Annotated in this window: 23 protein-coding genes; 17 read left to right on the top strand and 6 right to left on the bottom strand. The window is 69.8% G+C overall.

The window, feature by feature from the left end; translation table 11 throughout:
- Positions 1-36 precede the first annotated feature (36 nt).
- From FVQ89_RS14120 to FVQ89_RS14110, 3 genes are read right to left on the bottom strand one after another with little or no spacing between them, the layout of a single operon-like run.
- Positions 37-1,371 (bottom strand): extracellular solute-binding protein, encoded by a 1,335-nt coding sequence (locus tag FVQ89_RS14120; RefSeq protein ID WP_147902627.1) that lies wholly within the window; start codon positions 1,369-1,371, stop codon positions 37-39.
- 39 nt (positions 1,372-1,410) lie between these two features.
- Positions 1,411-2,319 (bottom strand): carbohydrate ABC transporter permease, encoded by a 909-nt coding sequence (locus FVQ89_RS14115; RefSeq protein ID WP_147902626.1) that lies wholly within the window; start codon positions 2,317-2,319, stop codon positions 1,411-1,413.
- A gap of 11 nt (positions 2,320-2,330) precedes the next feature.
- A complete protein-coding gene (locus tag FVQ89_RS14110; RefSeq protein WP_222706107.1) occupies positions 2,331-3,284 on the bottom strand; it encodes a carbohydrate ABC transporter permease in 954 nt (317 codons plus the stop codon).
- A gap of 97 nt (positions 3,285-3,381) precedes the next feature.
- Here FVQ89_RS14110 and FVQ89_RS14105 point away from each other — a divergent pair, with 97 nt between their 5' ends.
- Entirely contained in the window at positions 3,382-4,149 is a 768-nt protein-coding gene (locus FVQ89_RS14105; protein ID WP_147902625.1) for an IclR family transcriptional regulator, read from the top strand.
- Positions 4,150-4,174: 25 nt separating this feature from the next.
- Here the strand turns inward: FVQ89_RS14105 and FVQ89_RS14100 are convergent, their stop codons facing one another.
- Positions 4,175-5,143 carry an NAD(P)-dependent oxidoreductase gene (locus FVQ89_RS14100; RefSeq protein WP_147902675.1) on the bottom strand — a complete coding sequence of 323 codons (969 nt, stop codon included), beginning with the start codon at positions 5,141-5,143 and terminating at the stop codon, positions 4,175-4,177.
- Positions 5,144-5,225: 82 nt separating this feature from the next.
- Between FVQ89_RS14100 and FVQ89_RS14095 the strand changes: the two genes are divergently transcribed.
- Together FVQ89_RS14095 and FVQ89_RS14090 are read left to right on the top strand one after the other, a co-directional pair.
- On the top strand, positions 5,226-6,365 hold the full coding sequence (locus tag FVQ89_RS14095) for a glycoside hydrolase family 99-like domain-containing protein (RefSeq protein WP_147902624.1): 1,140 nt from the start codon (positions 5,226-5,228) through the stop codon (positions 6,363-6,365).
- A gap of 32 nt (positions 6,366-6,397) precedes the next feature.
- Complete coding sequence (locus FVQ89_RS14090) at positions 6,398-8,470, top strand: BNR-4 repeat-containing protein (RefSeq protein WP_147902623.1); 2,073 nt, start codon at positions 6,398-6,400, stop codon at positions 8,468-8,470.
- On the opposite strand, the gene FVQ89_RS14085 is transcribed toward FVQ89_RS14090, so the two are convergent.
- Positions 8,362-9,225, bottom strand: a complete 864-nt coding sequence (locus FVQ89_RS14085; RefSeq protein WP_147902622.1) for a glycoside hydrolase family 5 protein — start codon at positions 9,223-9,225, stop codon at positions 8,362-8,364. The two genes, FVQ89_RS14090 and FVQ89_RS14085, sit on opposite strands and share 109 nt — an antisense overlap.
- On the bottom strand, positions 9,222-10,733 hold the full coding sequence (locus FVQ89_RS14080) for an alpha-N-arabinofuranosidase (RefSeq protein ID WP_147902621.1): 1,512 nt from the start codon (positions 10,731-10,733) through the stop codon (positions 9,222-9,224). Before FVQ89_RS14080 ends, FVQ89_RS14085 begins: the two co-directional genes overlap by 4 nt.
- Before the next feature lie 184 nt (positions 10,734-10,917).
- Between FVQ89_RS14080 and FVQ89_RS14075 the strand changes: the two genes are divergently transcribed.
- The 14 genes from FVQ89_RS14075 (at position 10,918) to FVQ89_RS14010 (ending at position 25,624) form a co-directional block, all read left to right on the top strand.
- Positions 10,918-12,630, top strand: coding sequence for an IlvD/Edd family dehydratase (locus FVQ89_RS14075; RefSeq protein ID WP_147902620.1), 1,713 nt, complete (start codon positions 10,918-10,920; stop codon positions 12,628-12,630).
- Complete coding sequence (locus FVQ89_RS14070; RefSeq protein WP_255513638.1) at positions 12,617-13,831, top strand: fumarylacetoacetate hydrolase family protein; 1,215 nt, start codon at positions 12,617-12,619, stop codon at positions 13,829-13,831. Before FVQ89_RS14075 ends, FVQ89_RS14070 begins: the two co-directional genes overlap by 14 nt.
- 135 nt (positions 13,832-13,966) lie before the next feature.
- The gene (locus tag FVQ89_RS14065; RefSeq protein ID WP_147902619.1) at positions 13,967-14,407 is read left to right on the top strand and encodes a hypothetical protein; all 441 of its coding nucleotides are present in this window, start codon (positions 13,967-13,969) and stop codon (positions 14,405-14,407) included.
- Positions 14,408-14,415: 8 nt separating this feature from the next.
- Positions 14,416-14,910 (top strand): hypothetical protein, encoded by a 495-nt coding sequence (locus tag FVQ89_RS14060; RefSeq protein WP_147902618.1) that lies wholly within the window; start codon positions 14,416-14,418, stop codon positions 14,908-14,910.
- Positions 14,907-15,398, top strand: coding sequence for a hypothetical protein (locus FVQ89_RS14055; RefSeq protein WP_147902617.1), 492 nt, complete (start codon positions 14,907-14,909; stop codon positions 15,396-15,398). The genes FVQ89_RS14060 and FVQ89_RS14055 overlap by 4 nt, the downstream gene beginning before the upstream one ends.
- Complete coding sequence (locus tag FVQ89_RS14050; protein WP_147902616.1) at positions 15,386-16,222, top strand: hypothetical protein; 837 nt, start codon at positions 15,386-15,388, stop codon at positions 16,220-16,222. The genes FVQ89_RS14055 and FVQ89_RS14050 overlap by 13 nt, the downstream gene beginning before the upstream one ends.
- On the top strand, positions 16,219-16,908 hold the full coding sequence (locus tag FVQ89_RS14045) for an ABC transporter ATP-binding protein (RefSeq protein WP_147902615.1): 690 nt from the start codon (positions 16,219-16,221) through the stop codon (positions 16,906-16,908). The genes FVQ89_RS14050 and FVQ89_RS14045 overlap by 4 nt, the downstream gene beginning before the upstream one ends.
- Positions 16,905-18,089, top strand: coding sequence for an ABC transporter permease (locus FVQ89_RS14040; protein ID WP_147902614.1), 1,185 nt, complete (start codon positions 16,905-16,907; stop codon positions 18,087-18,089). Before FVQ89_RS14045 ends, FVQ89_RS14040 begins: the two co-directional genes overlap by 4 nt.
- A 24-nt stretch (positions 18,090-18,113) precedes the next feature.
- A complete protein-coding gene (locus FVQ89_RS14035) occupies positions 18,114-18,821 on the top strand; it encodes a response regulator transcription factor (protein ID WP_147902613.1) in 708 nt (235 codons plus the stop codon).
- Entirely contained in the window at positions 18,821-20,200 is a 1,380-nt protein-coding gene (locus tag FVQ89_RS14030; RefSeq protein ID WP_147902612.1) for a HAMP domain-containing sensor histidine kinase, read from the top strand. Before FVQ89_RS14035 ends, FVQ89_RS14030 begins: the two co-directional genes overlap by 1 nt.
- Positions 20,201-20,268: 68 nt before the next feature.
- Positions 20,269-20,913 (top strand): hypothetical protein, encoded by a 645-nt coding sequence (locus tag FVQ89_RS14025; RefSeq protein ID WP_147902611.1) that lies wholly within the window; start codon positions 20,269-20,271, stop codon positions 20,911-20,913.
- A 1-nt stretch (position 20,914) separates the two neighbouring features.
- Positions 20,915-23,014, top strand: a complete 2,100-nt coding sequence (locus tag FVQ89_RS14020; RefSeq protein WP_147902610.1) for an MMPL family transporter — start codon at positions 20,915-20,917, stop codon at positions 23,012-23,014.
- Complete coding sequence (locus FVQ89_RS14015) at positions 23,007-23,909, top strand: CPBP family intramembrane glutamic endopeptidase (protein WP_147902609.1); 903 nt, start codon at positions 23,007-23,009, stop codon at positions 23,907-23,909. Before FVQ89_RS14020 ends, FVQ89_RS14015 begins: the two co-directional genes overlap by 8 nt.
- Positions 23,910-24,019: 110 nt before the next feature.
- Positions 24,020-25,624, top strand: coding sequence for an ABC-F family ATP-binding cassette domain-containing protein (locus tag FVQ89_RS14010; RefSeq protein WP_147902608.1), 1,605 nt, complete (start codon positions 24,020-24,022; stop codon positions 25,622-25,624).
- Positions 25,625-25,689: the final 65 nt, after the last annotated feature.

The following is a 25,689-nucleotide window of genomic DNA, read 5'->3' as shown; positions in this document are numbered from 1 at the left end:
CGGCGGGGAGGGCAGGCCCCCTCCCCGCCGGTTCGATCACCCGATCGTGTACGGGCAGTACCCCTGCATCTGGGTATTCACCTGCTGGGCGACGCTCGCGAGCGCCTCCTCGGGCGTCGACTCGCCGAGGAGCACCGCCTGCTGGGCCTGATCCATCGCCGAATAGAAGGGCGTCGTCACAGGCAGCGGCGGGAACTCGATGCCGTAGTCCTCGAGCATCGAGCTGAAGAGACCCTGTCGGCCGGTCACCTCGGGGTCGTCGATCAGGTCGGTCCAGGTGGGGATCGTCTGGGTAGCCGTCTCGAAGATGCGCTGCCCCTCCTCACCGGCGAAGAACTTCGCGAGCTCCCAGGACCAGTGCTCCGAGTGGACCCCGCGCGGGATGACCACCGACCAGCCGCCCATGTAGGTGCCGATGGGGTCGCCCTCCTCGGCGACAGGGATGTAGGTCACCCCGTAGTCGAGGTCGGGTGCGTACTTCTCGAGGGCGTCGATGAAGAAGTTGCCGTCGATCGTCATCCCCAGGTTGCCGGTGAAGAACGGCGAGCTGTTCGGGGTCGACGCGTACGTCGCGATGAAGGTCTGCACGTCCTGGTACCCGAGACGCTCGGCGGTCTCCTGCAGGTACTCGAAGGTCTGCACCTGCACGTCCCCCGCCTCGGGGATCGAGCAGGTGTCTTCGTCGAAGAACTGGGCGCCGTGCGAGACGTTCCACGTCATGTGCTTGGCCTGCGAGTACCACGGCACGAAACCGAGGCGGTCGTAGTCGCCCGAGGCGTCGCGGTGGTCGAGCTTCTCTGCGATCTCGGTGATGAGCTCGATCGTGGGCGCGCCGTTCGCCGGGTCCAGGACGGCCGGATCGACCCCGACCTCCTTCAGCAGCGTCTTGTTGAAGTAGAGGCCGCGCGCGGTGGCGAAGAGCGGGAGGCCGTAGTGCTGGCCGTTGAAGCTCGAGGTCTTCACCGGTCCCGGGAGGTAGTTGTCGAGCAGGTCGGCGTCCTCGCCCTGGAGCAGCGGCCCCAGGTCGGTCAACATACCGATGGCACCCTGCCCCGGGAGGCTGTTGCGGTCCATCACATACAGGTCGGGCGGCACACCGGCACCCACGGAAGTCGCGAGCGAGGTGTTGTCGCCCGCGAAGGCCGGGGGCTTCGGAACGATCTCGACCGCGATACCCGTCGCCGCCTCGAACTTCTCGGCGATCTCCTGCTGGGCACCGAAGCCGGGTTCGTTCGCCTGACCGGTCCAGACGACGAGCTTCTCGGGCTTCTCGTCCGACCCCGACCCGCCGTCGGAGCATCCGACGAGCGCGATCGCGGCGGCGGCGGCAAGCATCGTTGCTGTGGCGCGCCGCGCTGTGATTCGTTTCATTGCTTCACCTTTCTTGGTTCCTCGGGTTGACCGAAGGAGTTACTTCGCGGCACCGAGGGTGATGCCGCGGATGAAGTACCGCTGGCAGAGGAAGAACAGGATCACCGGAGGGACGATGACCATCGCAGAGGCGGCCATCATGAGGTCGAACCGGATGTCGGTCTGGAACTCGCTCTTGAACAGCTGCATGCCGATCGCGAGGGTCTGGTTCTCGGCCGAGTGCAGGTAGAGCAGCGGTGTGAGGAACTCGTTCCACGCCTTCGTGGCGGCGAGGATCGCGACCGCGATCACCGCGGGCCGCGCGAGCGGGAAGACGATCTGCCAGACGATCCGCCATTCGCTGGCGCCGTCGAGCCGTGCGGCGTCGAGATACTCCCGCGGCACCTGTAGCAGGAACTGGCGCAGCAGGAAGATGAAGAACGCGCTGCCGAACGCGTGCGGCACGATCAGCGGCAGGAACGTGTCGATCCAGTGCAGCCACGAGAAGAGGTTGAACGTGGGGATGATCGCGAGGGGGAACGGCAGGAAGAGCGTGATGAGCACCGTGTAGAACAGTCCGTCGCGTCCGCGCCAGTCGAGGCACGCGAAGCCGTAGGCGATGAGGAAGTTCGACACCACCGTCACGAGCACCGTGAGCACGGTCACGATGAGCGTGTTGACGAAGAACCGCGCGAACGGGATGTAGCTGAACACCTCGGCGAAGTTGCCCCAGGTCCAGTCGCGCGGCAGCAGCTCCGGGGGCGAGATCGCGAGGTCGGCCGGCGACTTGAGTGCCGTCGTGATCATCCACACGAGGGGGAAGAGGAAGGCGAGCGACGCGACGATCAGGAAGGCACGGACGATGACGTTGTCCCAGAGCTTGCGCGCGGTGCGCGCGGCACGGGTGCCACCGGAGCGTCCGGCTCGTCGAGGGCTGATCCGCTTCGCGGGGGTTGAGATGTCGATCATGGTGTCCTCGGTCAGGCCGCTGCGTCGTAGTTCACGAAGCGCTTGGAGATCTGGTACACGATCGCGGCCAGTACGAGGCCGACGAGGAACAGCACCAGCGCCGCAGCCGACGCGTATCCGAAGCGGTTGTAGCTGAAGGCGTTCTGGTAGATGAACAGCAGGTAGTAGAGGGTCGCGTTGTTCGGCCCGCCGCCCGTCATGACGTAGCCCTGGGTGAAGACCTCGAGGCCGGCGCTGATACCGACGATGAGGTTGAACAGGATCGCCGGCGAGAGCAGCGGCAGGGTCACGTGCATGAACTGCTGGATGGCGTTCGCCCCGTCGAGGCGCGCGGCCTCGTACAGCGACCCGGGGATGTTGTTGAGGCCCGCTAGGAAGATGATCGCCGCGTTACCAGCGGTGAGCGGCGCCATGGCGATGATCACCCAGCGTGCGAGATTCGGGTCGCTCAGCAGGTCGCGGTTGCCGAGCCCGACGGCTCCCAGGAGCGAGCTGATCGGGCCGGTCGAGGGGTTGATCAGCACGATCACGACGAAGGCGAGCGCGAAGAGCGGGATCAGCGTCGGGAGGTAGAGCGCGGTGCGATAGATGGCGACCTCGCGGACCTTCCGGTTCATCGCGAACGCGAGCAGAAGAGCCACGAGGAGGGTGAGCGGCACCGCGGCGCCCGCGTATCCGATCGTGTTGAGCCCTGCGAGGAGGGCGATCGGGTCGCTGAAGAGCGTCTCGAAGTTCTTGAGCCCGACGAATTTGGGGGTGCCGATCCCGTAGTAATCCGTCAGGCTGATGTACACCGAGTACACGATCGGGAAAACCACGAAGGCGAGGAGACCCACGATCCACGGTGAGACGAAGAGCAGTCCCCTCACCTGTGCGCGCCGCTCACGGGTCATGCCGCGACGCGCCGGAGGCGGTGTGAGCACCTCCGGGAGCGCTTCTCGCCGTTCGATCATCGTGTCGATCACCGGACTCCTTCGTCCTCATATGTGAACTGGTTCTGAATGCTGTACCGATAGTAGGACTGCTAACCTCAGTCCGTCAAGCGAGTAAGGAGCCGCGATCGTGGCAGGAGTCGAGGCATCCGCCCCGCAGCCGGTGAAGTCCGCAGACCGCGCGTTGCGCGTGCTCGAGGTCATCGGCCAACGCGGCCCGATGAGCTTCACCGCCCTGCAGCACGCGATGGAGCTGCCGAAGTCGAGCGCTCACAGCCTCGTCAGTACGATGACCGCGCGCGGCTGGCTGGCTGTAGACCGCAGCACGGGCAACCTCAAGCTCGGCTACCGCGTCCGAATGCTCGGGGTCGGTGGTCTCGACGAGACCGAGTTCACCGAGCTCGCCGACGACGTGCTTGCGAGCGTGCGGGACGCCCTCAATGAGACCACCCACCTCGCGGTGCTCGACGGGACCGAGCTTCTCTATCTGTCGTCGAAGTACTCCGACCACGCACTCGGCGTGCGCTTCCATCCGGGTCGGCGGCTGCCGGCGTATGCGTCGAGTCTCGGCAAGGCGATGCTCGCGACGCTCGACCAGACCCAGCTCGACGCGCATCTGCCCGCGCGACTGGAACCTCTCACCTCGCACACCATCACGAGCCGCGCCTCCCTCGATCGCGATCTCCACCTGGCCCGCGACCGCGGCTACGCCGAGGACGACGAGGAGAACACCATCGGCGTGCACTGCTTCTCCGTTGCACTCAGCCACACGGCGATCCCCCTCATGGCGGTGAGCGTCGCGATACCGGTGCCCCGGCTGCGCGACGACAGCGCCCAGCTCGTCGTTCCACTGCTCCAGGACGCACGGGACGAACTCCTGCGGCGGCTCGACACCTGAGGCATCGCGCCCCGAGGCGTCGCGGTCAGTAGCCGTCGGCGACCCTGTTGCGCATCGGCAGCCCCTCGTCGAGGCGGCGCAGCTGATCGAGCACGAGCGCACGCGCCCGGGCCGAGAAGCCCGACACCAGGCCCGCCGTATGGGGCGTGATCAGGACGTTCGGCATCGACCACAACGGATGCCCCGGCGGCAGCGGTTCGGGATCGGTCACGTCGAGCGCCGCCGAGATCCGCCCGCTGCGCAGCTCGCCCACGAGGGCATCGGTGTCGACGACGGGCCCACGGGATGCGTTCACGAGCAAGGCGCCGTCGGGGACCCGGGCGAGGAAGGCCGAGTCGACGAGCCCCCGGGTCTCATCCGTCAGCGGGACGACGAGCACGACGACGTCGACCTCCGGCAAGAGCTCGTGCACCTGCTCGATCGCCGCGACGCCGTCGCGCGCGCGGCGGGCGACGAGCACCGGGAGGGCATCGAAGGCGGTGAGACGGCGCGCGAGGGAGGCGCCCACATCCCCCGCACCGATCACCATGACCCGCTTGCCGGCGAGCTCGTCGGTCTCGAAGGGCCGATCCCACTCGCCGCGGTCCTGCGCCCGGACGAACCGGGGCAGTTCGCGGAGCCAGGCGAGCATCGCGGCCATCGCCCATTCCGAGGTCGACGAGCCGTGCACGCCACGTCCATCGAAGAGCTCGACGCCGGGCGGCATGATGTCGATCCACACGTCGGCACCCGCCGAGAGCAGCTGCACCGCGCGCAGACGTGGGAGACGGCCGAGCGCGGCCTTGCGCTGGGCGTCGGATGCCACGCGCTTGGCGGGCACCCAGAGCGCGACGTCGGCGAGGTCCCCGTCGGGTTCACCCACGCCGTCCCAGATGACCGCCAGGCCGCGGTCCGCCTCGCGAATGCCGTCTGCGAGCGCCGCATCCGGCACGGCCACCAGGATCTTGCCGGGGGATCCTCCGGGGTCGCCCTGGTCGACCAGACCCTCGCGCATCGACGTCAACGTTCCTCCTGGCCTTCATCGGCCACGATCGGACCGTAGCACACACTTATGAACTCGTTCTAACATATGAACTATGACATCGAGGTCAACCCGCTACCAGACAGCCGTGTACTACTTCCCCGGGTACCACCACGACCCGCGGTACCGCGACTGGCACGGCGACGGCTGGACGGAGTGGGAACTCGTGCGGCGAGCCGAGCCACGGTTCCCCGGGCACGAGCAGCCCCGGGTACCTGCCTGGGGGTACGGCGACGAGTCTGACCCCCAGGTCGCCGGTCGCAGCATCCGCGCCGCAGCCGACCACGGGATCACCGCATTCATCTACGACTGGTATTGGTACGGCGACGCCCCCTTCCTCGAGGGGGCGCTCGAACGGGGATACCTCGCATCCCCCGACCGCGAGCGTCTGAAGTTCGCGCTGATGTGGGCGAACCACGACTGGGTCAACATCCACCCCGTCAAACGCGGCACGAACCCCACCGTGCTCGAGGAGGGGGCGGTCTCGCCCGAGGTGTTCGTCCATGCCACCGATTACATGATCGAGACCTATCTCGGACGCCCGGAGTACTGGCGTCCGGACGGGCGCCCCTACGTGTCGTTCTACGACCTCCCCACCCTCATCGCGGGCCTCGGCGGCGTGGATGCGACGGCCGACGCGCTCGCCGACTTCCGGGAGCGCGCGCGGCGCGCGATCGGCACCGACCTGCACCTCAACGCCGTGCTCGTCGGCTCCGGGATCCTCGTCACCGACCGCGCGCTGCCCGACCCGGGCGAGCTCGTCGAACGGCTCGGTTTCGACTCGACCACCGCCTACGTCTCGCTGCATCACGCGCCGCTGCGCGGAACACCCGCCACCGACTACAGTGCCCACCTCGACGACGCCCGCTCGCGGATGCGCGAGCTCGCGGCGACCGTGCCAGTGCCGTTCTTCCCGAACGTGACCGTCGGCTGGGATGCGAGCCCGCGCACCGTGCAGTCCGACGTCTACGAGGACCTCGACCGGTACCCCTTCACCGGCATCCTCACCGGCGCCACCCCGGAGGCGTTCGCCGCCCAGCTGGCCGAGGCGCGCGCCTGGGCGGACGACGTCGAGAACGGCCACGGGATCATCACCGTCAATGCCTGGAACGAGTGGACCGAGGGCAGCTACCTCGAGCCCGACACGCATCACGGCATGGCCTACCTCGAGGCGATCAGGCGCGAGCTCGCCTGATCGCCTCACCACCGCGCGACGAAGGAGTCGACATGCGCACATCCACCCTCTCGAACCCACGACGCATCGCCGTCGCTGCGGTCGCCGCCGCTGCGGTCGCCCTCGCATGCACACTGGCACCGCCGGCGCCACCCGCCGCGCACGCGGCCCACGTCAATCTGATCTCGGACTCGATCGTCGACGACGAGGCGTTGACCTTCACCTCGGGCACGTATGGGGTGTACCCGAACGGGGTCTCGTTCCAGCAGGACGGCCTGGCGACGTTCGGCGATCATCAGTACGCCACCTACTACGACGCCGACCGGCAGGTCTGCGTCGCACGGCGTGAGCTGCCATCCGGATCGTGGGAGCGCGCATGCTTCTCCGACTACGAGGTGACGGGCACCGACACACACGACGATCCGGTGCTCGGCATCAGCCCCGTGGATGGCACCATCCACCTCGCGTTCCACCACCACGTCGATGCGCTCCACTACCGCGTCTCGGTCGCGGGTGTGGCGACCGACCCCGCCTCCCACCCCTGGTCGACATCGCTGTTCAGCAGCGTGCGCAGTCAGCTGGTCACGGGCGTGACGGAGTCGAGCGTGACGTACCCGCGCTTCATCACGAGCTCCGAGGGGAAGCTCATCTTCATCCGCCGCCAGAGCGGTTCGGGCAACGGCGACAGCCTGCTCTACCAGTACGACGGGACGACCCACACGTGGGCGAAGCGCGGCATCTTCATCGCGAAATCCGGCACCTACCCGGGCGGCGACGGCAACCGCAACGCCTACCTCGACTACCCGCAGTACGACGATGACGGCCGACTCCACCTCACCTGGATGTGGCGCGAGACCGCGGACTCCGGGTCCAACCACGACCTCAACTACGCCTACAGCGACGATGACGGCCTCACCTGGCGGGACGGCTCGGGTGCCCTCGCCGGAACGACGGGTTCGAGCCCGATCTCGATCGCGACGACGGGGGTACGCGTGACGGCCATCGGCATGAACCGGGGGCTGCTGAACCAGGAGTCCTCGTACGTCGACGGTGACGGCGTCGTCCACGTGCTCACCCAGCACATGCCGGCGTCTCTGCCGACTCCGGCGACCGGGGCGGACGCCCTCGCCGCGCGGGTCTACCACCACTACTGGCGCGACACCTCGGGCGTCTGGCACGTGTCGGAGCTCGACATCACCGGTTCCCGGCCGAAGATCGTCGTCGATGCCGAGGGCGACGCGTACGCGGTCTACCGCTCGGGCACCGAGCTGCGGATCGCACGAGGCACGGTGTCGAGCGGCTACTCCGACTGGCAGGCGATCGCGACGCTGCCCGGGTCCTACGGGGGCGAACCGCTCGTCGACTGGTACCGCTGGCGCTCGAGCGGCGTGCTCTCCGTCTACCTGCAGGAGGCGCAGCCGTCGGCGGGGGCGCCGTCGGCGCTGCACGTGTTCGACATCGAGCTGCGGTCCGGGGCGCCGATCACGCCTCCGCTCGGCGAGTGGGGCTTCGACGAGCCGACCGGTACGACAGCCGTGGCCTCTTCCCCCGCCGGACTCGACGGCGCCCTGCTCGGAGGCGCGACCCGCGTGGCAGGCGTCCGCGGGACGGCCGTGCAGCTCGACGGGGTCGACGACTACGTCGAGATCCCCGACTCCGCGACCCTCGAAGGGATGGCGCAGTTGACCCTGTCCGTGTGGACGCGGCTCGACGCAATGCCCGCGCAGAGCTGCGTGCCGGTAGGCAAGGACTCGGGCACGAGCGCTCAGGCGTCGTATCGTCTCGCCGTCAACGCGAGCGGGGTGGTGACGTTCGCGGTCAAGACCGCGAGTTCGGGTTGGTACTCGGCAGGCACGACCGCGAAGGGCGGCTCCCTCGGGGTCGGCACGTGGCATCACCTCGTCGGAACCTACGACGGATCGACCGTGCGGCTCTACGTCGACGGATCGCTCGTCGGAACCGGCACCGCGCCGATCTCGGGCGCGATCGCGACGGGCACTTCGCCCCTCCGAGTCGGCTACCCCTCGGCCGCGAACGTCGACCCGATGGCGGGCGCCGTGGACGACGTCGAGATCTTCGACCGCGCGCTGACCGCGGCGGAGGTGGCGCGGTTCTCGACTCTCTGAGCCGCTACCTCCCCGCGCCCACCGACGAGGGTCGCCCGGTACGGCATGCCGACCGGGCGACCCCGCCCTTCCCGACCATCACACCGGGAAGACCGGTGACCCACCGCGGTGCTCCCCACGGGTAGGGGGCGAAATCCGGGAACTCCGTGGCGAACAGCCGCTCGATGGGCTCGAGGATGTCGCGCACGTACGCAGTGCGTGCGAGGAAGATGCGCTCCACCTCGTCGCGGTCGATGTACTGCCCCCGGCTCGTTGATCGGGTTGTAGCGCGCCACCCACGGGTTGCCCCGGTAGTGCTCGGCGATCGCCTCCCGGCTGTGCCAGTGCTGGTTCTGGGCGCCGGGCAGAGCGTGCAGATCGAGGATCGTGTGGATGCCGTGCCGCGCGCACGCGTCGACCACCCGATCGAGCAGCCGGAACCCCTCCTCCTTCAGCTGCATCGGTGCGTCGTCGTCTTCGAAGTGGCGGTAGTTGAACGGCACACGCAGCGAGTTGAGACCGAGGCTCGCGAGGTACGCGGCGTCCTCGTCGGTGAAGAACACCTCGAGGAAGCGCGCGAAGAACCGCTCGTATCCCTCCTCGCCGAGCACCCGCCGCAGCGCCCGGCGCTGCTGCGACTCGGCTCCGGCGTACCCGGTGATGAAGTTCTCCATGTTCATCCAGCCGCCGAGCCCGAAGCCGCGCAGCACCACGGGACCCGCGTCGCCGACGATCCGCGCGCCGTCGACCCGCAGGATGCCTGGGGCATCCGTCATCCGAGAGTCACCGCCGTCCACGAGACGGGCGGCAGCGTGATGTGCAGCTCGCCGTCGGCGAGGCGTGCGGAGTCGTTCGGCCGTAGCCGCACGCGGTCGGGCGCATCCAGGGTGTTGGCCGCGTGCATGTCGTCGTCGTGGAGGCTCTGCGCACTGCCGATCGAGACGTCGCCCAGGATGCTCGTGTCGATCACGAGCTCGACCTCCTCATCGAGGCTGCGGTTCACGAGGAACACCGCCGTGGCGCCCGTCGAGTCGTCATGGGTCGCGACCGCGTCGACGACGGACGCCTCGCCGTGCCGCTCTGTGGTGTAGCTGGGACAGTCGAGCTTGAGTTCGAGCGTCACGCCCCGCGCGAGGCGGGAGGTGAGCGCGAACGGGAAGAACGTCGTCTGCCGCCACGCCGGGCCGCCGGGTTCGGTCATGATCGGGGCGATCACGTTCACGAGCTGGGCGAGGCTCGCTGCGGTCACGCGATCGGCGTGCCGGATGAGCGAGATCAGCAGGTTGCCGAACACCACGGCGTCGACCACCGAGTAGGAGTCCTCGAGAAGCCGGGGGGCCACGGGCCACTCGTTCACGTCGGTGATCCGGTCGACCTCCGCGTAGCGCGAGTGGTACCAGACGTTCCATTCGTCGAAGGAGATGTCGATCGTCTTCTCGCTGCCGCGGATGGCCTTCACGTGGTCGGCTGTAGCGACGACCGACTCGATGAAGCGGTCCATGTTCACCGCGGATGCCAGGAAGCTGCCGTAGTCGCCGCCCACCGGCTCGTAGTAGGCGTGGCACGAGATGTAGTCGACCTCGTCGTAGGTCTCCTCGAGCACGACCCGCTCCCACTCCCCGAAGAGCGGCATCTGGGCGCTCGAGCTGCCGCACACGACGAGTTCGAGCGACGGATCGACCTGCCGCATCGCGCGGGCCGTCTTCACGGCGAGGCGGCCGTACTCGCGCGGCGTGCCGTGCCCCAGCTGCCATGGGCCGTCCATCTCGTTGCCGAGGCACCACATCCGGATGTCGTACGGCTCCTCGACCCCGTTGGCGACCCGCTGATCCGAGAGCTCGGTGCCCGAGCGGATGTTGGCGTACTCGAGCACGTCGAGCGCCTCCTGCACGCCCCGCGTGCCGAGGTTCACGGCGTACATGAGCTCGCTGCCGACCTTGTCGAGCCAGAGCGCGAACTCATCGAGGCCCACCTGGTTGGTCTCCGTCGAATGCCAGGCGAGATCCAGTCGGCGCGGCCGCTCGTCGCGGGGGCCGACGCCGTCCTCCCAGCGATAACCCGAGACGAAGTTGCCGCCCGGATAGCGGATGGTCGACACCCCGAGCTCGCGCACCAGCTCGATCACATCGCGACGGAAGCCGTGCTCGTCGGCATCCGGATGGCCCGGCTCATAGATGCCGTCGTAGACGCAGCGCCCGAGGTGCTCGACAAACGAGCCGAACAGTCGGCGGTTGATGGGACCGACCACGAAATGCGGGTCGATGGTGAGATGTGCAGAGATCACGGTTCCTCGATCGGATATGGGCGGGCCGACACCTGTACGCAAGCACGTGTCGCGGTCGATGCCAAGCAGACTCACTGCGAGGCGGGAATCGAGCATCGGTCAGGCGTCGCGAACCCCGCGGGGACGGAGGCGAGTCGGCACAGCTGGATAGAGTGAGCCCCGTTCAGCGGATGAGGAGTCGAGGATGACGTCGTTGCGCAGTTCCGAGTGGTACGCGGGAGACGACCGCAACGCCTACATCCACCGAGCGTGGATGCGTCGCGGGGTGCCCGACGACTTCGCCGAGCGGCCGCAGATCGCGATCGCGAACACGGCATCCGACCTCACGCCATGCAACCGCCACCTAACCGAGGTGGCGGCCTCGGTGCGCGACGGGATCACCGAAGCGGGCGGCATCCCGCTCGAGCTGCCGGTCGCGTCGATCGGTGAGACGCAGGTGCGCCCGACGGCGATGCTGTGGCGCAACATGGCCGCGATGGCCACGGAGGAGATGCTGCGCGCGAACCCGGTGGACGGCGTCGTGCTGCTCGGCGGATGCGACAAGACGATCCCGTCGCTGCTGATGGCGGCGGCGTCCGTCGACATCCCTGCCGTGGTCGTGCCGGGCGGGCCCATGCTCTCGGGTCACTTTCGGGGGGAGGCGCTCGGATGCGGCACCGACGTGTGGCGGCTCAGCGAGGAGGTGCGCGCCGGCAGCCTCAGCAACGCCGACTTCATGAAGTCGGAGGGCTCGATGATCCGCAGCAAGGGCCACTGCAACACGATGGGCACCGCCTCGACCATGGCGCTCGTCGCGGAGGCGCTCGGCACCGTGCTGCCGGGCCTCGCCGGCACCCCAGCACCGGATGCGCGCCTGCTCGTCGGCGCGCGTGAGACCGGCCGCCTCGCGGTGGAGCTCGTGAACGACGACCGGCGCCCGAGCACCTTCCTCACCCCGGCGAGCTTCCACAACGCGATCGTCGCGCTCGCCGCGATCGGCGGCTCCACGAACGCTGTCGTGCACCTTCTCGCGATCGCCGGCCGCCTCGGCATCGACCTCACGATCGACGACTTCGACCGGATCGGCGCGGACGTGCCGCTGCTCGTGAACCTCCAGCCGGCGGGGCGCTTCCTCATGGACGACCTGTACCGGGCGGGTGGCTTCCAGGCGGTGCTGCGCGAAGTAGGCGACCTGCTCGACCCGACGGCGCTCACGGTGGATGGGCGTCCGCTCGTCGACCACCTGGGCGACGCCACGATCTGGGATCGCGAGGTCATCACCCCGCGCGAGGAGCCCCTGCAGCCCTCCGCCGGGATCGCCGTGCTGCGGGGGTCGCTCGCGCCCGGCGGGGCGCTCATCAAGCCCGCCGCGGCATCCCCGCACCTGCTGGAGCACCGCGGACGCGCGGTGGTGTTCGACTCGATCGAGGACTTCCACGCCCGCATCGACGACCCCGAGCTCGACATCGACGAGACGAGCGTCATGGTGCTCCGCGGCTGCGGTCCGAAGGGATACCCGGGGATGCCCGAGGTGTCGAACATGCCGCTCCCGAAGAAGCTGCTGGAGCAGGGCGTGCGCGACATGGTGCGCATCTGCGACGGACGCATGTCGGGAACGGCATATGGCACGGTGATCCTCCATGTGACTCCGGAGGCGGCGGCGGGCGGCCCGCTCGCCCTCGTGCGCACCGGCGACTGGATCACCCTGAGCGTCGCGGCGCGACGCGTCGATCTGGAGGTGTCGGAGGAGGAGCTCGCCGCGCGCACACCGAACGAGGCGACGCTCGCGGGATTCGCAAGTCCGCGGCGCGGATGGGAGCGACTGTACGTCGACCACGTCACCCAGGCCGACACGGGCGCCGACCTCGATTTCCTGGTCGGCGGCAGCGGATCGACGGTGAGCCGTGAGTCCCACTGAGGCGGGCCTCGCGGGCCGGGCGGGCTGGGCGGGCGACTCCGCGCAGGCACTCCCCCACGACTCCGCGGACGCCGTGCTCGTCGGCCGCATCTGGGTCCCGGGGGTCGGGGGACCTGCGGTCGTGACGGTGCGCGACGGGGTCGCCTATGACATCGGCGAGAGCTTCCCCACGATGCGGGCGCTCACCGAGCATCCGGAGCCTGCCCTGTCCGCGAGGGAGGCATCCGGTCCCGCGGTCGGCGAGGTGGGTGACCTGCTCGCGAACGCGTCCATGGATGGCGACCCGGCGAAGCCTCGCCTGCTCAGCCCTCTCGACCTCCACGTCGTGAAGGCGGCTGGAGTCACCTTCCCGGTCTCGATGATCGAGCGGGTGATCGAGGAGCGCGCGGGCGGCGACGCCGGCTCGGCGGATCGCATCCGCGAGACCGTGCTCGCGGCGCTCGGCGCCGACCTCTCGGAGCTCGTTCCCGGATCCGAGGCGGCGATGCGGCTCAAGCGCACCCTCGTCGCGGAGGGCATGTGGAGCGCCTACCTCGAAGTGGGCATCGGACCGGATGCCGAGGTGTTCACGAAGGCGCCCGTGCTCTCGACCGTCGGCAGTGGTGCCGAGGTGGGCGTGCGGGGCGACTCCGAGTGGAACAACCCCGAGCCCGAGGTGGTGCTCGTGGTCTCGTCCGCGGGGCGGGCCGTGGGCGCGGCTCTCGGCAACGACGTGAACCTGCGCGACATCGAGGGGCGCTCGGCGCTGCTGCTCGGGCAGGCGAAGGACAACAACGGCTCGGCCGCGGTGGGTCCGTTCATCCGGCTGTTCGACGGCGGATTCGGCATCGAGGAGCTGCGCCAGGAGGTCGTGACGCTCCACGTGTCGGGCGACGACGGATTCGAGCTCGAGGCGACGTCGCCGCTCGCCGCGATCAGCCGCGATCCGCTCGACCTCGTCGGCCAGACCATCGGCGCGCGCCACCAGTACCCCGACGGCTTCGCCCTCTACCTCGGCACGATGTTCGCCCCGACGAAGGATCGCGACCAGCCCGGCATGGGCTTCACGCACCACCCGGACGACGTCGTGCGCATCTCGTCGCCCCGGCTCGGTTCGCTCGTGAACTGGGTGCGACGCTCGGAGGATCTGCCGCCGTGGACCTTCGGGGTCGGGGCGCTCATGGCGAACCTCGCCGAGCGCGGCCTGCTCCGCGGGCGATGAGCGATGCAGTGCAGGGCGATCTGCACTTAAGGCAGCCGTCTATGCACTTAAGTGAGCTGCTCGGCTGACCCGTTTGCACTGCAATCGTCCCGTTTCGCGGCTTACGTGTGCCGTCCGCGACCCACGATGGCGAGCATGCACATCACCACGACCGCCGCTCGACGGCGCCGCTCTCTTCCGCTTCTTGCCACCGCCGTTCTGGCTGCCGCGCTGGTAGCGATCACTCCGTCCATCCCCGCGCAGGCCAAGACCGCGTCGACGTGGGGCACGCTGAACTGCTCCGGGTCGACGGTGTTCTACAACGTCTCGCGCTACACCTCGGGTAGCGACAATGTCGAGTACCGGCTGAAGGACTCCGCGGGTAGTCAGTACGGCACGGACATGACCTATCTCGGCATCAAGATCGTGACCACGGGCAAGTACCAGGGGCTGACGAGCATGTCCCTTCCCGTTCGGCCTGATGCAGTGCTGTCGTCGACGTACTGGCTGAAGAACACCGAGTTCACGATGTACGGCAAGATGCCCGCTTCCGACGGGAAGTGCGACAACTACTTCTCGGGGACCCTGTACTACTGATGCGCGGCATGACGATCCCGGGCGCGGCGGCGCTCGCGCTGGTTCTGGCGTTCCTTGCCGGATGCGCCTCGACAACATCGGACACCGCTTCGGACGAGCCGACCGAGGCGACGATTCACGAAGACGGTTTCACCAGTTTCGACGCGGCCATCGAGGAGTACTGGGCGACCGCAGAGAAGTTCCCGCTTCCCGCGGGCGAGGAGTACCCGGAACCCACGTTCGACGACGCCTCGGGCTCCTACCAGGCGGGATACGGCGAGACCGAGGCCGTCGGCGCCTGGAACTGCGCGTGGGGTCGCGAATACCTCGAGGCCTTCGGTACGGACCCGGAACGGGAGGCGACAGCACTCGCGGAGTACTCCCGCCTCGTCGAGACCGACGCGTTCGCGCGCTCCTACGACCCCGAGAGCGCCCAGTCCGCCGTCTATGACAGCATCGAGAAGGCAAAGCTCGGGGACCCTTCGCGCGTGCAGAGCGTGATCGACGGGGGGTGTCCCCAGTGAGGCGGATCCCCCTGATCGGGTGCGCACTGAGTGCGGCGGTCACGCTCGCCGCCTGCGCGGTGGAGGCGCCCGACCCGGTGGAACCGCCGCCGTCCGCCCAGGGCGAGACCACGTTCACCGATTTCGGATCGGCCGTCGACGAGTACTGGGAAACGGCCGACGAGTTCGAGCTGCCCGACGGGTACTCCTACCCCGACCCCTCATTCAATGACGTCTCCGGCTCCTACCAAACCGGATATGGGCGGGGTGAGGCAGTCCGGGTCTGGCGATGCGCGTGGGGCACGACCTATCTCACTGCCTTCGGCGAAGATCCGACCACCGCCACCGAAGCGCTCGAGGTGTTCGCGACGATCGTCGACACCGACGTCTTCGCAAACAGCTACGACCCTGCAAGCATGCAGCCCGTCATCCGAGACGCGATCGAGAGGGCTCGGCTCGGGGACCCGTCTGCCATGCAGTCGATCACGGATGGCGGATGTCCGAAGTGAAGAAAGCAGTTCCGCTCGCTCTGGCCCTCGCCGGCGCGCTCACGCTCTCCGCGTGCACTGCAGAAGCTCTCGTGCCGACACCCGCCGAGAACAGCCCTCCGCCGACGGTCACCGTCGAAACGCGCAGCATCACCTCGGTGATCGTCGTGCCGGGCCGCGTGGTCTCCTCACCGACGTTCGTGCTCGCCGCGCGGGCGTCCGGGGCGATCGACTACGCATCCGAGGCGATCGCAGCCCCCTCGGTGGTGAAGGGGGCGCGCATCGCGACGGTCGCGGGCGAGGAGACCCGCGCCCCGGTGCCCTCGCGCGTGCTGGAGGTGACCTACCCCGAGGGAGCCACGGTCGTCGAGCGGGCGCCGATCGCCACGCTCGCCTACGCCGGCTTCGGAGTGATGGTGGATGTGCCGCCGGAGCTCGCCTTCCGGGTGTACTCGACGCCGACCTCCGCCACGGTAAGCATCGATGCGGGCCCGGCGGGCATCGATTGCCGTCTCATGCCGACGACGTCCGACGCCACGGATCCGGCAGACGACACCGACGCGCCGACCGCGCCGCTCGTGTGCCTGCTCCCCCTCGACGCGACGGTCGTGGCCGGCCTCCCGGCGAAGATCGGCATGCGCACCGCCCAGCGCGATGACGTGCTCGCGCTGCCTGTCTCGGCGGTACTCGGATCGGTCGACACCGGTCGGGTGACGCTGCTGCGCGGTGGGGCGCGCGAGGTCGTCGAGGTGACCCTCGGCGTCAGCGACGGCGCATGGGTCGAGATCGTCGCGGGCCTCGAGGAGGGCGACGAGGTGCTCGCGTTCGCCCCCGGACTCGGATGACCGGGCCCGTGCTCCAGGCGACAGGATTGACGGCGCGCGTGCCGGGTCGCGGCGGCAGCCCCATTCTTCGCGACGTCGATCTCTCGGTCGAGGAGGGGGAATCGGTAGCGATCGTCGGCCGCTCGGGGTCGGGTAAGTCGACCCTCCTGACGATCCTGGGCCTGCTCCAACCGCCCGCCGCGGGCGATGTGCTGATCGCCGGGACGAGCACCCGCCGCCTCGGCGACACCGCCCGCGCACGGAAGCGCAGCCGGGCGATCGGATTCGTGTTCCAGGATTACGCGCTCATCCGCGAGCTCGATGTGCGGGGGAACCTGGAGATGCCCCTCGACTACGCGGGTGTCCGTTCCCGCCGCGACCGACGCGAGCGCGTGGCCGCGGCACTCGATGCCGTCGGCATGGGCGGACGCGAACGGATGCGGCCGGGGCGGCTCTCGGGAGGAGAGCAGCAGCGCGTCGCGATCGCGCGCGCGCTGGTCACCCGGCCACGGATCGTGCTCGCCGACGAACCCACCGGAGCGCTCGACACGGCCACCGGCGATCAGGTGATCCGCCTGCTGGCCGGCGTCACGCGGGTGGCCGGCTCCTGCCTCATCATGGTCACCCACGATCCGGTCGTCGCGGCGTCCGCCGACCGCGTGCTGCGTCTCGACGACGGCGTACTGCATCCGGAGGGCACGCCGTGATCGCCCGCGGAGTGGTGCGCCACGAGTTCTCGACGCAGCTGCGGCGCTACGTGCTGGTGAGCCTCAGCATGCTGCTCGGTGTCGTCGGCACCGTGGCGATCGCCCTCGCGAACTCTGTGGCCGCCGAGATGCTCGTCGCCCAGCAGGAGCAGCTGAACGGACGCGAGGCGACCTTCGAGGCGCCTCTGGCCGAGTATCCGCGGGACGACGCAGGGGCTTCGCTCGTGGCGCTTCTCGACGAACTCGATGCGACGACCGGTCCCTCGGTCGCGGTCCACCTCGAGGCCACCGTGCCGATGTCGCTGTCGAGGGATCCGGACGCGCCTCCCGCGGGCGGTGTGCAGGTCACGTCGAGCTGGACCATCGGTGCCACCGTCGACGAGATCCGCCGGATGCCCGTCATCGAGGGCAGCATGCCGCCCGCCTCGTGCTACCCGGCGGCCGTCGCGCTCAACGAGGAGGCGGCGGCACGGCTCGGGGCGGGCCCCGGAACCCTCATCCACCGGATCGGCGACAACGGCGCGGCGCTCCCGCTGGCGGTCTCGGGGATCGTCGCCGACGGGAACGCCGAAGCTCAGGCCTACGGGGCGTGGGAGTCGCTCGCCTGCGCGGACGAGCCGCTACTGCTCGCCGCGCAGCTCACGGTGCGGGCCCACGCGGACCCAGGAGCTCAGCCGGTGCTCGACGAGGTGCTCCGGCAGGCGGCTCCCCGCCACCGCGTCGCGGAGGCGGGATTCCACCGGCTCGACACGGTCGAGCAGGTGCGCGAACAGGTGGCCACGCTCACCCTGCTGTTCGGCGTGAGCAGCGCCCTGCTGCTCACGGTGGCGACGCTCGGCATCGCGAACGTCGGCATCGCCTCCGTCGCCGAGCGGGCGCGGGAGCTCGTCGTCCGCCGGGCGTTCGGGGCCACACGCCTCGACGTCTTCGCGCAGGTGCTCACCGGCGCGGCGCTCATCGGAACCGTCGTCAGCGCGCTCGCGATCCTGCTGGCGGTGATCGGCACCTACGTGCTCGTTCCGGCGCTCATCCCCGCGGCGAGTTCGATCTCGCCCCCTGTGTTCCCCTGGCTCGCATGCGCCGCGGGAGTCGTCGCGGCGATGGCGACGAGCCTTCTGGGGAGCCTCGTCCCGGCTGTCGCGGCGACCCGGCTGCCCATCGCGCGGGCGCTCCGGGGCTGAACGCGATCCGGATACGATCGCACGATGACGGTGCCGGGCGACGAGACCCCTACGCGGGTGCTGGTCGTCGACGATGACGCCGGAATCCGCCTGCTCCTCGAATCGGTGCTCGCGGCCCCCGGCTACCGTGTCGTCACCACGGGAACCGCGGCGGACGCGCTCGTGGCCGCACGCGCCGAGGATTTCGACGCGATCCTGCTCGACCGGTTCCTGCCGGAGGTCGACGCGGTGCAGTTGGTTCCGGCACTGCGCGCCGCCGCACCGAGTGCCGCGATCGTCATGCTGAGTGCCGTGGACGACGTCGACGGCCGCATCTCGGGGCTCCGCGCGGGGGCGGACGACTTCCTCGGCAAGCCCTTCCACGTGTCGGAGGTGCTCGCTCGGATCGACGCGGTCCGTCGGCGCTCCGCGGGACCCTCCGACGACCCGCAGCTCCTGCGGTACGCCGACCTCGAGATGGACCTCGCGGGCCTGCAGGTCCGCCGGGCGGGAGACCCGATCGCGCTCACGCCGACCGAGTTCCGGCTGCTGCGGTTCCTGCTCGAGAACGCCGAGCGGGTTCTCTCGCGCGGTCAGCTCCTGGAACGGGTGTGGCAGTTCGACTTCGGTGGCAGCGGCGAGGTCGTCGAGAAGGCGGTGTCGACGCTGCGCCGTAAGGTCGACGCCGGACGGGATCCGCTGATCCAGACCGTGCGCGGGTTCGGCTACTGCCTGCGCGTCGAGGGCCCGTGATGAGCATCCACCCGCGCCCCTCGATGGTGCGGACCTTGCGGCGACGCTTGCTCCTCGTCGTGGCGATCGCCGGTGTCGTGCTCGCCGTCGCGAGCGTCTGGGGGCTCCGGATCGTCACCCTCCGGGCCGCCGACCGCCAGGTGCAGGTCACGGCGCAGACGGTCGCCTCGTGGGCGGAGCCGGACGGCGGAGAGCGCGCCATCTCGGGCGAGCGTCTCGCCGCCGCCGATGCGGGTACCACGATCGTGGCGCTCATAGACTCCGACGGCCGGGTCGTCGCGGCATCCGAAGCTCCGGCCCCGATCGGTGTGCTCGAGGACACGGTCGTGCGGCTGCGCGATGCAGACACCGTCCGGGCCGACGTGGGCGGACGCACGATGCTGTTCACGGTGGTGGAGTTGCCGAGCGGCACGGTCTTCGACGACGACGACAGCCGACGCCCGGTGTCGGCGGCGCTCGTGGGGGTCGGGGTCGAGGCCGCGGATGTTCTGATCCAGGCTCTCGCCGTCGCGGCGCTCGTGCTTCTCATGCTCGTGCTGGCGATCACGGGCGTCGTCGTCACGATCGTCGTGTCGCGCACGACGCGTTCGCTCACGACTCTCGCCGAGCGAGTGGATCGCGGGGAGCTCGACGATCTGGCCACCTCCCCCGCCGCCGATTTCGCAGAGACCGAGGGGATCGCGACCGCGATCGAGGGCCTCGATGCCCGGCGGGGAGAGACGGAGCGTCAGCTGCGCGACTTCGTCGCGGACGTCTCGCACGAGCTGCGCACCCCGCTCACGAAGATCCAGGGCTGGTCGCAGCTGCACTTCCAGCGACCCGACGATCCGGCGACCGCCGACGACGCCTTCGCGAGCATCGTGGAGGAGTCGGAGCGCATGCGCACCCTCGTCGACCGTTTGGCGCTGCTCGCGCGGAGCGAGGCTGCGGTGCAGGTGCGGGAGCCCGTCGATCTCGCATCCGTGTGCCGCTCCGCCGCCGGAGACGCGGCGCTGCTCGCGCCCGAGGCATCCGTCACGGTCGACGCGCCCGGCCCGGCGATCGTCGTGGGCGACCCGCTCGCGCTCGACCAGCTCGTGCGCAATCTGCTCGGCAACGCCCTGCGCCACGCGGGACCGGGCGCCTCCATCACGCTCGGTGCCCACCGCGCGGGCGATGCGATCGAACTGGTGGTGCAGGACGACGGCGTCGGGATGTCGCCAGAACTCCGCGAGCGCGCGTTCGAGCGGTTCGTGAGCGGCGACCGCCGAGACGGAAGCGGATTGGGTCTCGCCATCGTGCAAGCGATCGCGGTATCCCACGGCGGATACGCCGCGCTCGATTCCGAACCGGGCGAGGGAACCCGTGTGACGGTCTCGCTTCCCTCGGCGATGCCGTAGCACCGATCGTCAGCCTTCCGTCAGGCGCTCGGGCGGATTCCGAGAGGCCGGGACGATGGGGTTGCGGCATGGTCTCCCGTCGAACACGCACGATTCTGATCGTCGCCGGCATCGCCGTGGTCGGCGTCGGCGCTCTGGCTGTCACCGGCGAAGCGGTCGCGCAGGCCCGCATCGAGGATCGAATGAGCTCTCTCTCCGCCGGATTCCCGGGGATGTCGGTGGAGCCCGCCGGAGGCTCGGCCCTCGGGCAGGTGCTCTCGGGGCACGTACAGGTGCGGCTCACGGCGACCGACGCCGCGCTCGCCGACATCGCCGCGTGCCGCATCGACCAGCAGCTCACGGTGCACGCCATGCCGGACGGTCTCGTGGTCGGCACCGAGCGCACGCTGCGCGGCATGACGGTGCCGGTCGAGGTGCTGCTCGTGCCGCACCGCACCTCCGACGGCTGGACGCTGACGGCGGACTCGGTGAGCGTCGCCGGCATCTCGTTGCCCGCTGAGCGTGTGCTGACTGCGCTGGGCGGCGACGACGGGCTGGGACGCCGGCTTCTGGATGGCATACCGCTCTCGGCGGGATCACTCGCCGTGGAGCAGGTCGACTTCCGTGCGGGAGCCGTCGAGGTGACCGTCTCGGCCCCCACCGACCGGTCCTCCGGATCCGGGTCCGCCCTCGGTCGCGTCCGCGACTGCCTCGACACCGCTTCGGAGGACTGAGATGAAGAACCTCGTCGCCGCGCTCGCGCGCGCCTGCGCCCGTCACCGCCTCCTCGTAGTGCTCGTCTGGGTCGGCGTGGTCGGCGCGCTGTTCGCGACGGCCTTCCTCATCGGGCCCACCCTTCAGGACGACGTGGAGGTGAGCGGCAGCGACAGCCAGACCGCGAATCGGCTGCTCGAGGAGCGCGGCGACTCGGACGACACGGGCACCCCGACGAGCCGGATCGTGGTGGCGGGTGACGACATCGCCACGCACGCCGACGCCATCGACGAGGTGGTCACCGCCCTCGAGGAGGCGACCGGCGAGGAGATCGAGAATCCGCTCGACGATGTACCGACCGCGACGCGCACCGGAGTGATCTCGCCCGATGGCGATGCGCTCACGCTCTCGGTGCCGGGCGATCCGAAGGAAGAAGGGCGCGCGTGGCAGGGCGAGGTCGATGCCGCCCTCGACCCGGCGCGCGATGCCGGGCTCGAGGTCGCGATCGGGTCTCCGCTCGGCACCCAGCTCGACCGCGCCGGGGGCGTCAACAGCGAGCTCGTCGGTGTGATCGCGGCGCTCGTCGTGCTCCTCATCGCACTCGGATCGGCGCTCGCCGCGCTCGTACCTGTCGCCACCGGCATCATCGCGGTCGCGGGTGGAGCGAGCGGCGTGTGGCTGCTGAGCCACGGATTCGGCATCCCCGAGAGCGCCGTGACCCTGGCGGTGATGGTGGGCCTCGGGGTCGGCATCGACTACGCCCTCTTCCTGCTCTCGCGCTTCCGCCAATCGCTGCGTGAGGGTGCGGAGGTCATCGACGCCGTCGCCGCGACAGGGCGCGGCGCGGGCGAGGCAGCGGCGATCGCCGGCATCACGGTCGCGCTCTGCGCCACCGGTCTCGCGATCTCCGGGGTCGAGTTCGTGGCGTGGCTCGGCTTCGCAACGGCGATCGTCGCGCTCGTGGCGGTGGCGGCAACCCTCACGCTGACCCCCGCGGTGCTCGCCCTCATCGGACGTCGCGCACTGCCGCGGCGTGAGCGGCCCGCCTCCGACGCGCCCGCGCCGCCCCGGGGCGGATGGGACCGGATCGCACCGCGGCTCACCCGGCATCCGGTCGTGGCGGGTGCCGCCGCGATCGCGGCCCTCGCGGCCGTGTCACTGCCGGCGCTCTCGCTCGAGCTGGGCCAGTCATCCGCGGGGAACGCCCTCCCCGGTTCGAACCAGCGCGCGACGTTCGACCTCACCGCCGAGCACTGGGGCGCCGGCCAGAATTCACCGCTCTTGATCGTCGCCGAAGGAGACGATGCTGACCTCTGGGGCTCGCTCAACAGCACGATCGCGGCGCGCGACGATGTCGCCTCGGTCTCGCGGGCATCCGCGCAGAACGGGATCATCACGATGCAGGTCATCCCCACGAGCGGTCCCAACGACGCCGCGACCGCGCAACTGGTGGACGACCTGCGCACGGACGTGATCCCTGCGACGGGGATCGAGGCCCATGTCGGCGGCGTGGTCGCCACGCGCCTCGATCTCAGCGACCGGATCGCCGAGAGGCTGCCCTGGCTCATCGGCATCGTGATCGCGGCCGCGATGGCGCTCGTCGCGTTCACGTTCCGCTCCGTACTGCTGCCGCTGAAGGCTGCCGTGTGCAACGTGCTCTCGATCACAGCGGCTTTCGGGGCGATCGTGTGGGTGTTCCAGGAGGGTCACGGCGTCGAGCTCTTCGGGCTCGACGGGCCGATGCCGCTCGACCCGTATGTGCCGATGATGCTCTTCGCGGTGCTCTTCGGGTTGTCCATGGACTACGAGGTGTTCCTGCTGACCGCGGTGCGCCAGGCGTGGCAGCGGGGCGTGAGCCCGCGAGACGCGGTCACGGAGGGCCTGGCCCGCACGGGCGGCGTCATCTCGGCCGCCGCGATCATCATGATCGCCGTGTTCCTGAGCTTCACCTTCAGCGCCAACCCGGTGATCAAGGTCTTCGGGGTGGGCCTCGCAGTGGCGGTGTTCATCGACGCGACCGTCATACGCCTGCTCCTCGTGCCCGCGGTGATGACGCTCATGGGTCGTGCGGCGTGGTGGTGGCCGGGCCGGGGGCGCGAGAGGATTGCTGCCGATGTCTGAGACGGTTCCCGCGACCCCTGCCGCCGAGAGACGGCGCCCCGGCGGCGTCGCGGTCTTCCTCGTAGTCGCCTTCCTCGTGACGTGGGCGATCTGGCTGCCGATCCTCGTCGAGGCGCAGACCGTCGGCCTCGACGAGATGCCGTGGACCTTCTTCCTCGCGTCGATGGGGCCGCTCTGCGGGGCTGTCGCCGCTGCCGCGTGGGAGGGCGGAGGTCGGGGCATCGCGGCGTGGGCGCGGCGGGCGTTCTCGGTCCGGTTCCGCTGGGTCTGGTGGCTCGCCGGGGTCGGCATGCCGCTCGCCTATCTCGCGATCGCGTGGGTGACGGTGTTCGCGGTCGAGGGGAGCTGGCCGGATGCGGGCGGCTTCGGCCTCACCGAGAAGCTTTCCGGGCTGGCATGGCCGCTGGTGGCGCTCGTGTGGGTGCTGACGTTCGGACTGGGTGAGGAGTCCGGATGGCGCGGCTGGCTGCTGCCCGCGCTCTCGCGCCGCATGAGCCCGTTCTGGGCGGCGCTCGTCGTCGGCGGGGTGTGGATCGCGTGGCACGCTCCCGCGTTCTTCTTCAACCCCACCTACATGGAGATGGGTGCCGGGATCGTCGGGTGGATGCTGGCCCTCGTGTGCGGTTCGTTCCTGCTCGCATGGATGACGCTCGGTGCAGGCGGCAGCATCGTGCCCGTACTGCTCTGGCACGCGGGGTTCGACCTGCTGACGGCGGCGGACCAGGCCGCGGGGCTCATCGCCTCGACCATCAGCGCGATCGTCATGGCGCAAGGGGTGCTGAGCGCCTGGCTGCTGTGGCGACACGCTCGGCGCTCGCGTGCTGAGGCCGGGCGTGGCATACTCTCCGAGGCTCCTGCGGCACACCCCGCCGCGCGTGAGAAGGAGCGTGAGTAAGGACATCTCGTGACGGATCTCGGTTCCAGCGTTCCCCGCTGACCGAGCCGCGCCCTCCTTTCCGCGGATCCCGTGTCAGTGCCACCTTCTGACACGTCCTGGAGATCCGCATGTCCGTCACACCTTCCGTCGTGCTGCACGACGTCACCTTCGCCTGGCCGGATGGCCAGACCCCCATCGCGCACGTCTCGGGCGCCTTCGGCAGGGGTCGCACCGGCCTCGTCGGCCTCAACGGGGTCGGCAAGTCGACCCTGCTGCGCCTGATCGCCGGCGAGCTCGCGCCCAGTTCGGGTCGAATCACGACCACCGGATCGGTGGTGCGGCTGAAGCAGCGGCTCGCGGCCGATCCGTCGCTCACTCTCGCCGAGCTGCTCGGCGTTCACGACACGGTCGCCGCGATCCGCGCGGTGGAGTCGGGCCGCACCGAGCCGGAGCTGTTCGACCGGATCGGCACCGACTGGGACATCGAGGAGCGCTCGCTTGCGGCGCTCGCATCCGCGGGGCTCGAGGTAGCGAGCCTCGATCGGACCGTCGGGACGCTCTCGGGCGGCGAGGCGATGCTCGCCGCTGTCGTGGGCGTGACGCTGCGGCGTCCCGATGTGGCGCTGCTCGATGAGCCCACGAACGATCTGGATGCGGATGCGCGCGAGCGCCTCTCCGACGTCGTCCGCTCGTGGCGCGGTGCGCTCGTGGTGGTGAGTCACGACATCGCCCTGCTTGAGCTCATGGACGACACCGCCGAGCTGCGCGCCGGATCCCTCGCGGTGTACGGCGGTTCGTTCAGCGCGTACCGCGCGCAGGTCGACGGGGAGCAGCAGGCGGCCGAGCGGATGCTGCGCGCCGCCGAGAAGACCCTCGCGGTCGAGAAGCGGCAGCGCATCGAGGCGGAGGAGCGCATCGCGCACAGCGAGCGCAAGGGTCGGAAGGACGCCGTGAACCGCCGGTTCGTGAAGGCCGCGATCAACGATCGCCGCAACTCGGCCGAGAAGGCGCAGGGCGCGAAGCGGGGCATGCTCGACGACAAGGTCGCGAGCGCCCGCGAGGCGGTGGCGGATGCCGAGTCGCGCATCCGCGACGACGACCGCATCGTGATCGACCTGCCCGACCCGGGGGTGCCCGCGGGACGGCGGATCGCACGGCTCGTCGGTGGCGACGGCCGGGAGTTCGTCCTGCAGGGCCCGGAGAGGGTGGCGCTCACCGGGCCGAACGGGGTGGGCAAGACGACACTGCTTCGGCAGCTCGTGCCGAACGCGGATCCGGGCCTGACCGACGGGCGCGCGCATGCAGAGGCGTTCGTCGATCATGTGGGAATGCTGACGCAGCGGCTGGACGCGCTCGACGATGAGGCGAGCGTGCTGACGAACATCGAGCGCGCGGCACCCGGCACCCCCACCGCCGAGCTGCGCAACCAGCTCGCACGACTGCTGCTGCGCGGCGCGATGGTCGGCCGGACGGTCGGGTCGCTCTCGGGCGGCGAGCGGTTCCGCGCGGCCCTCGCGCAGCTGCTGCTCGCCACTCCCCCCGCCCAGCTGCTCCTCCTCGACGAGCCGACGAACAACCTCGACCTGCCGAGCATCGACCAGCTCGTCGATGCGCTCGGCGCCTACCGCGGAGCGCTCATCGTCGTGAGCCACGACCGTGCGTTCCTAGACCGGCTCGGCCTCACGGCCGAACTGCGGCTCGATCGCGGAGGCGTGCTGACGGAGGCGAGGTAGGGCTAGGTGGTCCCGGATATGCCACACGCACCAGAACATCCGTTCCGTCAATAGAGTACCGTTAT

It is taken from the genome of Homoserinibacter sp. GY 40078 (assembly GCF_008017545.1).
Lineage (GTDB): Bacteria > Actinomycetota > Actinomycetes > Actinomycetales > Microbacteriaceae > Homoserinibacter.
This window is presented reverse-complemented; position numbering and strand designations above follow the sequence as displayed.

What these genes read in the sequence shown, in the direction of transcription:
- FVQ89_RS14030 (WP_147902612.1), top strand. Translation starts at nt 18,821, where the DNA reads ATGAGCATCCACCCGCGCCCCTCGATGGTGCGGACCTTGCGGCGACGC.
- FVQ89_RS14095 (WP_147902624.1), top strand. Translation starts at nt 5,226, where the DNA reads ATGACATCGAGGTCAACCCGCTACCAGACAGCCGTGTACTACTTCCCC.
- FVQ89_RS14075 (WP_147902620.1), top strand. Translation starts at nt 10,918, where the DNA reads ATGACGTCGTTGCGCAGTTCCGAGTGGTACGCGGGAGACGACCGCAAC.
- FVQ89_RS14090 (WP_147902623.1), top strand. Translation starts at nt 6,398, where the DNA reads ATGCGCACATCCACCCTCTCGAACCCACGACGCATCGCCGTCGCTGCG.
- FVQ89_RS14060 (WP_147902618.1), top strand. Translation starts at nt 14,416, where the DNA reads ATGACGATCCCGGGCGCGGCGGCGCTCGCGCTGGTTCTGGCGTTCCTT.
- FVQ89_RS14035 (WP_147902613.1), top strand. Translation starts at nt 18,114, where the DNA reads ATGACGGTGCCGGGCGACGAGACCCCTACGCGGGTGCTGGTCGTCGAC.
- FVQ89_RS14010 (WP_147902608.1), top strand. Translation starts at nt 24,020, where the DNA reads ATGTCCGTCACACCTTCCGTCGTGCTGCACGACGTCACCTTCGCCTGG.
- FVQ89_RS14020 (WP_147902610.1), top strand. Translation starts at nt 20,915, where the DNA reads ATGAAGAACCTCGTCGCCGCGCTCGCGCGCGCCTGCGCCCGTCACCGC.
- FVQ89_RS14015 (WP_147902609.1), top strand. Translation starts at nt 23,007, where the DNA reads ATGTCTGAGACGGTTCCCGCGACCCCTGCCGCCGAGAGACGGCGCCCC.
- FVQ89_RS14120 (WP_147902627.1), bottom strand. Translation starts at nt 1,371, where the DNA reads ATGAAACGAATCACAGCGCGGCGCGCCACAGCAACGATGCTTGCCGCC.
- FVQ89_RS14050 (WP_147902616.1), top strand. Translation starts at nt 15,386, where the DNA reads ATGTCCGAAGTGAAGAAAGCAGTTCCGCTCGCTCTGGCCCTCGCCGGC.
- FVQ89_RS14065 (WP_147902619.1), top strand. Translation starts at nt 13,967, where the DNA reads ATGCACATCACCACGACCGCCGCTCGACGGCGCCGCTCTCTTCCGCTT.
- FVQ89_RS14115 (WP_147902626.1), bottom strand. Translation starts at nt 2,319, where the DNA reads ATGATCGACATCTCAACCCCCGCGAAGCGGATCAGCCCTCGACGAGCC.
- FVQ89_RS14025 (WP_147902611.1), top strand. Translation starts at nt 20,269, where the DNA reads ATGGTCTCCCGTCGAACACGCACGATTCTGATCGTCGCCGGCATCGCC.
- FVQ89_RS14085 (WP_147902622.1), bottom strand. Translation starts at nt 9,225, where the DNA reads ATGACGGATGCCCCAGGCATCCTGCGGGTCGACGGCGCGCGGATCGTC.
- FVQ89_RS14045 (WP_147902615.1), top strand. Translation starts at nt 16,219, where the DNA reads ATGACCGGGCCCGTGCTCCAGGCGACAGGATTGACGGCGCGCGTGCCG.
- FVQ89_RS14100 (WP_147902675.1), bottom strand. Translation starts at nt 5,143, where the DNA reads ATGCGCGAGGGTCTGGTCGACCAGGGCGACCCCGGAGGATCCCCCGGC.